Annotated in this window: 10 protein-coding genes, 1 pseudogene and 1 riboswitch; of the genes and pseudogenes, 2 read left to right on the plus strand and 9 right to left on the minus strand. The window is 41.1% G+C overall.

Features of this window, described 5'->3' with window-relative positions:
* The 5 genes from ACZFYI_RS08375 to ACZFYI_RS08395 all read right to left on the minus strand — a co-directional run.
* A partial coding sequence (locus ACZFYI_RS08375) for a gluconate 2-dehydrogenase subunit 3 family protein (RefSeq protein WP_462523672.1) occupies window positions 1–468 on the minus strand: 468 nt, incomplete at its 3' end.
* 9 nt (window positions 469–477) lie between these two features.
* The gene (locus tag ACZFYI_RS08380) at window positions 478–2220 is read right to left on the minus strand and encodes a GMC family oxidoreductase (protein WP_462523673.1); all 1743 of its coding nucleotides are present in this window, start codon (window positions 2218–2220) and stop codon (window positions 478–480) included.
* Between the two features lie 149 nt (window positions 2221–2369).
* Window positions 2370–3371: an ABC transporter ATP-binding protein gene (locus ACZFYI_RS08385; RefSeq protein WP_462523674.1), complete on the minus strand. Its 1002-nt coding sequence runs from the start codon at window positions 3369–3371 to the stop codon at window positions 2370–2372.
* Window positions 3372–3412: 41 nt separating this feature from the next.
* Complete coding sequence (locus ACZFYI_RS08390; protein WP_462523675.1) at window positions 3413–4444, minus strand: iron chelate uptake ABC transporter family permease subunit; 1032 nt, start codon at window positions 4442–4444, stop codon at window positions 3413–3415.
* Window positions 4434–5597 (minus strand): ABC transporter substrate-binding protein, encoded by a 1164-nt coding sequence (locus ACZFYI_RS08395; RefSeq protein ID WP_462523676.1) that lies wholly within the window; start codon window positions 5595–5597, stop codon window positions 4434–4436. The genes ACZFYI_RS08390 and ACZFYI_RS08395 overlap by 11 nt, the downstream gene beginning before the upstream one ends.
* 120 nt (window positions 5598–5717) lie before the next feature.
* A riboswitch (cobalamin riboswitch) is annotated at window positions 5718–5934 on the plus strand.
* Between the two features lie 235 nt (window positions 5935–6169).
* Between ACZFYI_RS08395 and ACZFYI_RS08400 the strand changes: the two genes are divergently transcribed.
* Both ACZFYI_RS08400 and ACZFYI_RS08405 read left to right on the plus strand, forming a co-directional pair.
* A complete protein-coding gene (locus ACZFYI_RS08400; protein WP_462523677.1) occupies window positions 6170–8080 on the plus strand; it encodes a TonB-dependent receptor in 1911 nt (636 codons plus the stop codon).
* A complete protein-coding gene (locus ACZFYI_RS08405; RefSeq protein WP_462523678.1) occupies window positions 8077–9135 on the plus strand; it encodes a YncE family protein in 1059 nt (352 codons plus the stop codon). Before ACZFYI_RS08400 ends, ACZFYI_RS08405 begins: the two co-directional genes overlap by 4 nt.
* 79 nt (window positions 9136–9214) lie before the next feature.
* Here the strand turns inward: ACZFYI_RS08405 and ACZFYI_RS08410 are convergent, their stop codons facing one another.
* From ACZFYI_RS08410 to pyrR, 4 genes and pseudogenes are all read right to left on the minus strand, one after another.
* Window positions 9215–9547 carry a nucleotidyltransferase domain-containing protein gene (locus ACZFYI_RS08410; RefSeq protein ID WP_462523679.1) on the minus strand — a complete coding sequence of 111 codons (333 nt, stop codon included), beginning with the start codon at window positions 9545–9547 and terminating at the stop codon, window positions 9215–9217.
* Window positions 9548–9608: 61 nt separating this feature from the next.
* Window positions 9609–9965 (minus strand): annotated as a pseudogene (locus ACZFYI_RS08415) (nucleotidyltransferase substrate binding protein).
* Window positions 9966–10063: 98 nt separating this feature from the next.
* Entirely contained in the window at window positions 10064–10987 is a 924-nt protein-coding gene (locus tag ACZFYI_RS08420; RefSeq protein WP_462523680.1) for an aspartate carbamoyltransferase catalytic subunit, read from the minus strand.
* A 7-nt stretch (window positions 10988–10994) separates the two neighbouring features.
* Window positions 10995–11537, minus strand: a complete 543-nt coding sequence (pyrR, locus tag ACZFYI_RS08425; RefSeq protein ID WP_462523681.1) for a bifunctional pyr operon transcriptional regulator/uracil phosphoribosyltransferase PyrR — start codon at window positions 11535–11537, stop codon at window positions 10995–10997.
* Window positions 11538–11583: the final 46 nt, after the last annotated feature.

The raw sequence follows: 11583 nt of genomic DNA on the forward strand, positions 1-11583 counted from the left end.
ACCTTCCATTTCAGGTTTTGCTTTTTCAGGCCAAGCAATAAGGTCTATGATTTCCATCCTTTCAGTTTCAGAAAGTCCCAGGAATTTTTTACCATAGTTCTCGTCGCTGTAGTGGTCTAGCCACATCAGGCCGCCACGCATAGGGGTTTGGTAAGCGATGTAATCCTTCATCATAAATTCTATAAAATCAGGAACACCTGCATCTGTGGCGCTTCCCGAATCTTCCCCGGCAGGCATGATGATATTGACCAAGACATCCAATTTCTTTCTTTCTTCCTCTGTAAAGAAGGTTTCAGAAAGGAGTTTTTGATCCCTGATATTTTCTGCTTCAATTCTTCCTCCCATTGTACCTCCGGAAATCTGCGGACTCATATCTGCAGCTTTATCCTCCGGCTTGCAATTGGTCAATAGGAATCCGGATGCCAAAGATCCGGCAAAAAGGAGTTTGAGATTGTCTCTTCTGTTCATAGCTCCGTATTAAATGTTTTTCTTTTTCAATTCACTGACAATGAAATCTGAGGTTCTCCAAGACAAGGCCAAAATGGTCCAAGTTGGATTTTTGTCAGCCTGAGATACGAATGGACCCGCATCTACCACAAAAAGGTTTTTGCAGTCGTGGGCTTGGCAATTACTGTTCAATACGGAAGTTGAAGGGTTATTTCCCATTCTTGTTGTCCCAACTTCGTGAATGATCCGACCCGGACCGGCAAGTCCATAATTGGTGGTCTCATCTGGTTTTTGACCTAATAAGACAGCACCGGAATTGGTAAGGATTTCTTCAAAGGTGTCTTGCATGTGTTTTGCCTGTTTGATTTCTTGGTCGGACCATTTGTAATGGAACCTGAGAACAGGGATGCCAAATTTATCAACCACATTCGGGTCGATTTCACAATAATTGGTTTCCCTAGGTATACTTTCGCCTCTTCCCGACATGCCAACCATAGAGCCATAAGATTTTCGGATATCTTTCTTTAATCCTTCACCATATCCACCATTTGGACTTGGGTTTCCAAATTCATCCTTAACGTATTTTCTCATGGTATCCATCGAAAAACCTATCCCATAAGAAGGCATGGACATTCCTCCCCAGTATTCAATATGATAACCCCGTGCAAAATCAAGCTTCTTGTTGTCTAGCCACCAAGGTGTGTACACGTGCATGCCTCCGACACCGTCCTCGTTGTATCTTTCTCGGTCGATTAGGTCAGGAAGAATTCCCATTCTATCTGCGCCTGTTGAATCATGAAGGTATTTGCCAACAACCCCACTGCTATTTCCGATTCCATTTGGGTGGGATTTTGACTTGGAATTGAGCATTATCCTAGAAGATTCGCAGGCTGAAGCGCCCAATACGACAACCCTTGATTTGAGTTTGTATTCCTTCATGTCTATTTTGCTGACATAGGAAACGCCGGTAGCCTTACCGGTATCATCAGTTGTTACTGCCCTTACCATGGCGTTGGTGTATAACTCCACTTTGCCTTTTTTCATGGCAGGCTTGATTAAGACTGTTCCTGAGGAAAAATCCGCATATGCCTGACAAGCCCTGTTGCATTGGTTACAGAAAAAGCAAACTCCTCTTTCACTGTTGATCGGTCGGGTAAGCATAGAAAGCCTTCCCGGAATTACCGGCATATTGGCTTTTTTTGCTCCTTTCATGATAAACATTTCATGGAGCCTCGGCTTTGGAGGAGGAAGAAAAAAACCATCCGGTTCATTGTAAATCCCCTCTTTTGAACCGAATACGCCGATCAGTTTATCTACTTTATCATAATATGGCTTGACATCATCATAGCCTATCGGCCAATCATCACCCATGCCATCTATACTGCTTCTTTTGAAATCATTAGGGCCAAAACGTAAGGAGATTCTTCCCCAGTGGTTTGTTCTGCCTCCAAGCATTCTTGAACGGAACCAATCAAACTGACTACCTTTCACGTGGGTATATGGTTCGCCTTCTATGTCCCAACCGCCAATGGCCTGGTCGAAGTCACCAAATGGCCTGATCCTGGTTCCGCTTCCCCTTCTCGGAGATTCCCAAGGTGGCCTCAATTGGGTCCTGTCTTCCTCCTTTGCCGGGTCAAAATCACCTCCTGCTTCCAAAACAGCTACAGAAAGTCCTGCCTCGGAGAGAATTTTGGAAGCCATACCGCCACCGGCACCGGAACCTACGATAATCACATCATAAGCTTCTCCGGATGATTTGATTTCAAAACTCATGTTTTATAAAATTTTTATGTTTGTCTCACAAGTTAAATAAAAAAATGTAAAATTTACAAAGACTGTTTTTGTATAATTTCAGAAACTTATACTTCTAAGAGCATAAATTTTGATTATTTGCTTTAAAGGTTGAGTCAATGTTTGATGTATTATTTCCCAGTGAGGGCCAGGTGACTGATAAGAGATGATATGGTTTCGAATTCGAAAATTTCATCGTCCGATCTTAAAAAGAAAAGGGATTTCATTCCTTCGGTTTTGATGGAAATGGATTTTCTGTCAGAATCGATTTTGTTTTTCCTCAAAGCGAGTTTTACCCATTTGACAATTTCTTCAGGTCCATCAATTGGGGGATAGTCGAAAATCGCCGATTCCTGTACTTTGCCATTGATTTTATCAAAATGAAGACTTTCATTCGGTAGCAACAAGTTGATTTGACCTTGAAGTATCAAATCTTCAGGACTTCCACAGACCAAAGGCAAGCCGCATTGCATCAACCAAAATTCATCGGCTGTATCGATGGCTATGTCTAGGTCGTGTGTCACCACGAGTACTGCCTTGTTTTCATGTATTGCGATATCTCTGAGCAAATGCATGATTTCAAACCTGTTGATAAGGTCTAAGTGTGCCGTTGGTTCATCCAAAATCAATATTTCTCCATCCTGCGCTAATGCCCTTGCGATCATTACCTTTTGTAATTGCCCGTCACTGAGTTCACTCAATGGTCTATCCTGAATGTAATTGATATGTGTTGAAAGGATGGCTTTATCGATTTTTTGCTGATCTTTTGCAGACAAATTTCCCAACCAACCCGTATGTGGGATTCTACCCAAAGCAACTACTTGCCCAACGGTAAGATTGGCACTGCTTATTTTTTCAGTCAAAACCACAGCGATTCTTTTGGATAAATCCTTCGTAGAAAGGGATTGGGTTGGTTTTTCATTCAGATATACCTGATTTTTCAATGCAGGGATTTGGCCCATGATCGTCCTGATCAAAGTGGATTTTCCTACCCCATTCGGTCCAAGAAGGCATATGAGTTTTCCCTTTTCCAAAGAAAAAGAGATATGCTCAGCAATAACATTGGCTTTGCTGCCCTTTCTATAACCTAATGAAAGTTCGTCGGCTTTTAATATGGGATATCTGTTAGACAAATTGAATTATATTAGTTAAAGTTTTCATTACTTGAATCCCCTCAAAATTCTTTGCTGAAATTTCTTCTTAAAATCAACCAAACCACCATCGGCGCACCAACCAGAGAGGTCACCGCATTGATGGGCAGTGTCTGAGCACTTCCGGGCAATTGGCTGATGCTGTCACAGGCGAGCAGTACCGCAGCGCCTATCAAAGCCGAAGCCGGAAAAAGGATACGATGATCACCTGTTTTGAAAACCAACCTCGCCATATGCGGAACAGCAATTCCGATAAAGGCAATTGGCCCGCAGAAAGCTGTAACAGAACCTGCCAAAATCCCAGTGCTGACAATCATCGCCCATCTAAGCCTATGGATATTTATACCCATGCTTTCTGCATAGGCTTCCCCGAGAAGCATGGCATTGAAAGATTTGAGATTGATGAGTAAAGGGATCAGACCTAGCAGGACAGCAACCAAGAAAGCAATTAGCTGATCCGGTTGGGTACTTCCAAGACTTCCCATGGACCAGATAGTAAACATTTTCAATTGCTCAGCTCCGGAAAAGTAAGACAAAACCGAAATCAAAGCCGATACCGCCGAACCAAACATCAAACCTACGATGAGTAAAGTCATGCTGTCTTTTACTTTCCATGCTGTGAGACTCATCAGCAAAAGCACTAAAACTGAACCGGATGTAGCAGACAAAACAATAGCCCAGACCCCAAATCCTCCTGAATAGAGAGACCAACCGAAAGCAGAACCTGCCATTACCAATATGGCTACTCCCAGCCCTGCGCCTGAGCTGATACCCAATACGAAAGGTCCTGCCAATGGATTTCTGAAAAAAGTCTGCATCTGAAGTCCACTTAGAGAAAGTCCGATTCCGGCTAAAATTGCTGTAAATGCCTTAGGCAATCGATAGCCGGTCACAATTGTTTCCCAAGAATGTTTTGAAAATTCCAGTCCAAAAAACCTTCCCACCACTTCCTTAATTGGAATCAAAACTGAACCACTCACCAAATTGGCTACAAAAAGCAACAGACACACCAAAATGCCAATCAAGAAAAGCAGGTATGTAGGTTTATTTTTCATCAAGTTTGGTGTAAAAATAAAGGGAATATCCCGGTAAATGCTCTGGATACAATATCTTGATCAAATCCTGAAGAATCAAATCAGGTCTCAGGTATCCCAATTCGAAGTACTCCAACCCTCCTGTTGGTCCTTTTTTGAGGGTATAGGTATAAACATTCCCCTTTTGGAAAGCATTGAAATGAGCATATCTCGGATCGGCATTCTCCATTTCTTCCAAAGTTTTGAAATCTGCCGCACCCAACCAAAATTCAGCTTCTTGGGCTACTTCCAATACATATTCATAACTCAACTGTACACTTCCTGTTCCTTTTTGTTCTTTAAAAAGGTAGTCTCCCCCAGCAACATCAAGTAACCTCGCTCCCCAAGAATCGGCACCAGGTACATACCAAATGTCCTTATACATCACTCCTGACATGACTTTTGGTCTACCGTTCGGGATATTTTTCACCAAATCGGCAGCTTGGTTGTAGTCAGACTCTATTTGGGAAAATTTCAAATTTGCCTCTTTGGATTTTCCCAATAAAGCTCCTGTAAACTTAATCCATTCTGCCCTTCCTAAAGGGTGCTGCTCTACATATTCTCCATTGATAAACGCAGGAATTTCAGCTGATTTTAGTATTTCTAGGTTTTTCAGGTCTTCCCCCAAAGTTGAAATCATCACCCAATCTGGATCCAGGTCGATAATTTTCTCAATATTTGCCTGAGCCCCTGATCCCAAATCCGTAATTTTTCCAGCTGCAATTAATTCTCTTGACATAGGAGACGAAATCAAATCGAGGTCAGGAAAACCAATTAATAAATCTGAAGCTCCCAGATAATCCAGATGAGGAATGTGGGTTGTGGAAGTCAATACAACCTTGGAAACTGGAAGAGAAACTACTGCGTCAAATCCATCATCATCAATTTTCAAATTTGGAACTTCCTTTATCAAATATCGGAAGGGCGGATGTTCCCCCGAGAATGCCTGTCTTACTTCAATTACTTTATACCCTTCACCCTGAAAAACAGCAAATCCCTTTGCATAAGAATTTGGGATTTCTGTGAGGTAAAGTTCATTATTTTCTTTCGGAGACTGACAAGAAAGCAGGAACAGAAAAATACAAAACTGAAAGATTCGAAAAATGAAAAATGAGGGATGCAAAGGTATTTTCATCAGGTAATGTGTCAAGGAATATTTTCCAAATATAACACCCGAAGCCAAAGTCTATTTTGAATTGCTCTTTTTGTAAAAAAATAATCCTTTAGATGGTTAAGTCAAATGTTTCTTTCCCTATGTTTGTGGGAGAATTATGGTTCCCGAACCTGTTTAAGGCTCTCGGGATGAAAAGGGAATTCGGTGAAATACCGGAGCTGTCCCCGCAACTGTAACCCCATCCTGATCAATTCAGGTTAGTGATTTACCCACCTCTATTGCCATTGTACGCCTAGGCGTATGAGAAGGCAGGTAAATTAAAGGAAGCCAGGAGACCTGCCATTTTTCATCATATTCAAAGCTTTCGGGTGAAAGGCTGAGATTAAAAGCAGCTGGGTTTTTCCACAAAACAAATAGTCTTGTAGCGCTACAAAAAGGAGGTATTCCTTATTTGGGATATTGCTTTCTAGTTTCATTCGTAATGTTACATTCTTAATTGTTTTTAATTCTCCTTTGGTTTTCTTCTCAAAGTTTTGCCGGAAATAGTTTTGGATTAAATGAGTGATTCACTTCATTTAATTCGATAGGTATTGTTGTTTCTGAAGACATATTCTCTCCTTTTCATCGTTGCCTATCTTGGGTTGAGTTTCCCTATTCAGGAAAATGACTTTGTGCAATTTTCCGAACCAAGCAGATCGGATACTCTTAACTTATCGGAAGTGGAAGTTTTTTCTCCTGATCTTGACAAATACACTTTTGGGCAAATCGTTCAGACCTTTTCGGATACCGAACTTCAGGATTTTCAGGGATTGCCGTTTTCTGATTTTCTGCAACAAAGAACAGGATTGTTTTTGCGTCAATATGGAGCAGGGATGCTGTCTTCACTCACTATGCGGGGAACCTCTGCCGGCCATAATGCTGTGTTTTGGAATGGGCTCCCCATCAACAGTCCCTCGCTTGGGCAGTCTGATTTTTCGATTTTGCCGGTAGGGGGATTTGATCAGGCTTCAGTTTATTTTGGAAGTGGTGGAGCCCTGTATGGGACAGATGCTATCGGCGGAACTGTGCATTTGACCAACAAACTCCAATTTGAAAATGGCCATCAGGTTGAAATTTCTTCGCTATTTGGAAGTTTTGGCAAATGGAATCAGCAATTTGAATTTGGTTATTCTGATCTGTCCTTTTCAACGAGAACCAGAATTTACCGCAATTTTTCTGAAAATGATTTTCCTTTTCAGAACGTTACCAAAATGGGAACACCAATTGAAATACAGTCTCATGCGAGGATAGAACAGGTCGGGGCAATGCAGGACCTTTCATGGAAAATCAATCCCGATAATCTTATCAGTACTTCAGTCTGGTTAAATGATACCAAGCGGGAAATCCAGCCGATTATGGGTTCCAATACCAATGATATCCAATCGGACAAGAACTTAAGATGGGTTATAGATTATTTTCATTTCGCAGAAAACAAAGTCTGGAATGCGAAAAGCGGTGTGGTCAGGGACGATCAGATATTCAACGAGTCTTTCAACCAAACCACCCAATACTTTCTAGCCGGGGATCTTGATTGGGAGCTAAGTGCCAAGTGGAATTCAAAATCCGGCATCAGGTATACCTGGATCCAAGGTAATCTCAGTACTTATCAAGCAACTGAAAGCAGGATGGAATTGTACCAATCCACTAATTTTCAACCTTCTGAGAAATTGGGATTCTCTGTAAATCTCAGACAATTGGTCTATGAGGGGAATTTTGCTCCCTTTACTCCAAGTCTGGGAGGAGAATGGAAGGTATGGAGAAAAGAATTTCACCAAATACAAATTAATTCTAATTTGGCAAGAAGTTTCAAAGTTCCGACATTGAACGATCGTTTCTGGGCCCCGGGTGGAAATCCTGACCTACAATCAGAAAAGAGCTGGAGTGGTGAATTAGGATTGAATCACATTTTCAAGAAAGGAAGATTTGACCTTATTCAAGGCCTGACAATTTATAAAATGGCAGTTGAAAATTGGATCATTTGGCTGCCTAAGGGAAATTTATGGAGTCCGGAAAATATCAGGGAGGTGCACAATTCCGGTTTGGAATATACCTTGGAAGTAAACAAAAAAGTAGGTGAGTGGACCTTCGGGCTAAACGCGAACTATGCCTGGGTCAGTGCCATCAACCAAACAGATATTTCTGAAAATGACCATAGTAAAGGAAAGCAATTGCCATATACTCCTGAGCACAAATTCCAATCTATCATGAGAATTGGAAAAGGATTGTTCAATTCTTTTCTGAATTTTCAAAGGGTTGGGGAGCGGTTCTCCGGAACTGACGGCTCGGGAAAATTAGATCCTTACCAACTATGGGATATAGGCGGAAATTACAATTGGTCAGTTTGGAAGCTAAATGGAAACCTTGGCTTTCAAATCAACAACTTATTCAATACTGATTATCTGGTCATGCCTCTGCGTGCCATGCCGGGAAGGAATTATCAACTCAATTTAAATGTAAGATTATGAAAAGTTTACGCTTAGTACTGTCCCTGATTTGGCTCATCCTTATCGCCTCAGCTTGTAGTACCTCTGAACCGGGTGTCGCTCCTCCTCTTGGGGAATTTGAAAAAGGAGTGTTGATTATGAATGAAGGAGCATTTGGGGTCAATGATGGTGAGGTATTTCATTATGATCCCTCTAGCGGACTGATCAAGGAAGATATTTTCAGGGCAAAAAACAGCAGGCCATTTGGTGGCCTGATTCAGGATATGATAGAGGCTGAAGGGAGAATCTACTTAGTAGCAAATACCGGCAAAGTGGAAATCGTGAACCCAAAGGACTTTGGCCTTATTGGTGGGATTAGTTTAGGCTTGGATATAACAAGGTCTTTGGTGGTCGTCAACCAAAAGCTATTCATCAGCGATTGGGGGCCATATGATGGCGATTACAACAATCCCGATTCGTATGTTGCTGTTGTAAATGACCTGAATGGAGGGCCGATTGCAAAGAAAATCCCTGTTTCGAGCCGTCCCGAAGGGTTGATTGCTGCAGGTAATTTTATTTTTGTAGCGTGTACTTCTGCCAAAAAATTTGACGTGATCTCTATTGCTACGGAATCTTTGGTGGGCAGTGTGGATGTGGAGGGAAGTCCTTCCCGGTTTTTTGTAACTGAGGGGAGGTTGTTCCTTTATGCCACTGATGATGCAAATGCCTATTTTCATGAGATCAACCCAGGTAATTATGTAATTGCGAGAACAGTGAAGATACCAATCTCCAATCCAACCCCTATAGCCACTTTGGGAGAAGGAAGTGAGGTTTTGATTATTACCTCTACTGGATGGCCTGATTATGTGGATGCAGTGGCAAAAGTTTCTGTAAATACAGGTCAAGTCATCAATCCTACCTATTACACAGGTTCGGGGCTATATGGGATAGGGTTTAAAGTAGAAGGGAAGGAAATTTATGTTGCAGAAAACAATGGCTTTCAGGGAAATGGCTCAGTATCCGTCTTGAGTGCCTCTGGTCAGAAAGTGAAAAATTTTACTGTAGGGAAAGGACCTTCCGGGTTTATTTTTAAATAATTGTTTGTAAATGTGTTTGGGGTTTTATGATGACCTCAAACACATTTTTTGGTTAAAAAAATTGCTAAACAATAAAACCTCATTTTAAGGTTTTTAGGGACGATTTTTGAGAATTGTAAAATTCTTCCCCTATTCTTTTGATGTGGTCTAGCAATGCTTCGTTTTCTATTTTATGTAAGATCGACAAATCGATTTTATAAGAAAGCAATAGGTCATCCAGTTCATTTTCAATTTCCAATAATTCTGACAAAGTCAATTTTTCCCCAAAAAGGGTTAAGTCTATGTCGGAACCAGGTCTGAAATTGCCTTTTGCCCGGCTACCATAAAGCACACATCTTTCGATATTCGGATGGTTCTCGAATATCGAAGTGATGGATTGAATAGTGCTTTCCTTTAGGCCGAATTTTTCCATAGGTTTATTTTTCCATTAGGCTTTTCATTTTTTGCTCAAAATCCATGAATAAATTAAAGTACTAGTCTTTGATTTTATTTGCTATTTCAGTGTCAGTTTTTTGATTGTAAGTATGGGAAGTTTTATTGCGGCTTTTTATCATTTCCATCCAGCCATCTCCGTCGGAGATTATCCCGACTTGGTAGGCTTCTTTACTCGCATCACAGGACCCTGTAATATTGCTGTTTCCTTGAAAAAGAAAATAATCTTTAATGACATTCTAAGCTAACTCATGTGTAAACTCAAATGCTTGAATTAGCCCTTGTTCTTCCAAGTCAGAAAAATCCCTTTCTTTTGAATGAATTACAGCACTTTCCAATTGCTTCAAGGCTTTAGAATAATTTTCAAGTCTTTGTTCCCACCTGATATCTTGAGTCATTCGAATGTCTTTTTTCTAATTTTACTATAAAACAGAAAAGAACCTTGCCTTGGTTTAAAAGTTGGGGATTTGTAAAAATGGAAGCCTGAATTTGTTATTTACCTGACCCCTGCCAATAAATACAGAACAGCCATCCTTATGGCTACACCGTTTTCGACTTGTTGAAGAATGATAGAATGCTCCCCATCAGCGACATCTGAGTTCAATTCCACACCTCTGTTGATCGGACCGGGATGCATGATGACAATCTCTTTATCAAGCCGATCAAGCATCTTTTTGTTGATGCCATAGTAGAGTGAATACTCTCTCAATGATGGAAAGTATTTGATCTGCTGTCTTTCAAGTTGGATCCGGAGTACATTGGCTACATCACACCATTCAAGCGCTTTTTGGACATCATATTCCACTTTTACCCCAAGGCTTTCAATATGTTTTGGAATCAAAGTTATCGGTCCGCAAACCATGACTTCAGCCCCCAATTTTTGAAGGCAGAAAATATTAGACAGCGCTACCCTTGAGTGGAGGATATCTCCAATGATGGCCACTTTTCTTCCGGCCACGTCTCCGAGTTTTTCTCTGATCGAAAAGGCATCCAAAAGGGCTTGGGTGGGATGTTCATGGGTTCCATCTCCGGCATTGACCACATTGGCTTGGATATTTTTGGAAAGGAAGTGAGGGGCTCCGGGACTTGCATGTCTCATTACCACCATATCCACTTTCATGGAAAGGATGTTATTGACAGTGTCGATGAGTGTTTCTCCTTTTTTGACCGAGCTGTTGGAGGAAGAAAAATTGACCACATCTGCAGAAAGCCTTTTCTCAGCCAATTCAAAGGATAACCTGGTTCGAGTCGAATTTTCAAAAAAGATATTGGCAATGGTAATGTCTCTCAGTGAGGGTACTTTTTTGATCGGGCGATTGAGCACATCCTTGAAGTTGTCCGCAGTCTCAAATATAAGTTGGATATCATCTGCTGTGATGTCTTTGATGCCTAATAAGTGTCTGGTGCTGAGTTGTGACATGTTTTGGTTATGCTTTTTCTGTTATCCAAATGGCATCTTCTTCAAAGCCTTTTTCTGCCCATTCTACCGAGACATATTGGCTTTCAAGTGTATTGACTTTCATGCCACAATAATCCGGCATGATGGGATAATCTCGGGTATATTTGCGGTCTATCAAGATCATCAGTTCCACTTTTTGTGGCCTGCCAAATGCAATCATTGCATCCAATGCAGCCCTGACCGAACGCCCCTTGTACAGGACATCATCGATCAGCACGACTTTTTTTCCCTCAATCAGAAAATCTATTTTGGTTTCATTTGCCTTGAGTGGAAAATCCCTTCTTCTGAAATCATCTCTGTGAAAAGTGGCATCAAGATATCCGAAAGGAACTTTTACACCTGCTATTTCTTCCAATAATCTGACGATTTTATCCAAAACAATGGGTCCACGTGGCTGTAAGCCTAAAAGTACGGTGTTTTCAAAAGTATCGTGGTTTTCAATCAACTGATGGCAAAACCGCTTGAGAATAATCGCGATTTGCTGTTGGTCCAGAACAAGTCTTTTTTGCATGGCTTTGCTTTGGATGCAAATATAAAAAGTTTCAAGGTGTTTGGAT

The sequence above is a fragment of the Aquiflexum sp. genome (assembly GCF_977115555.1).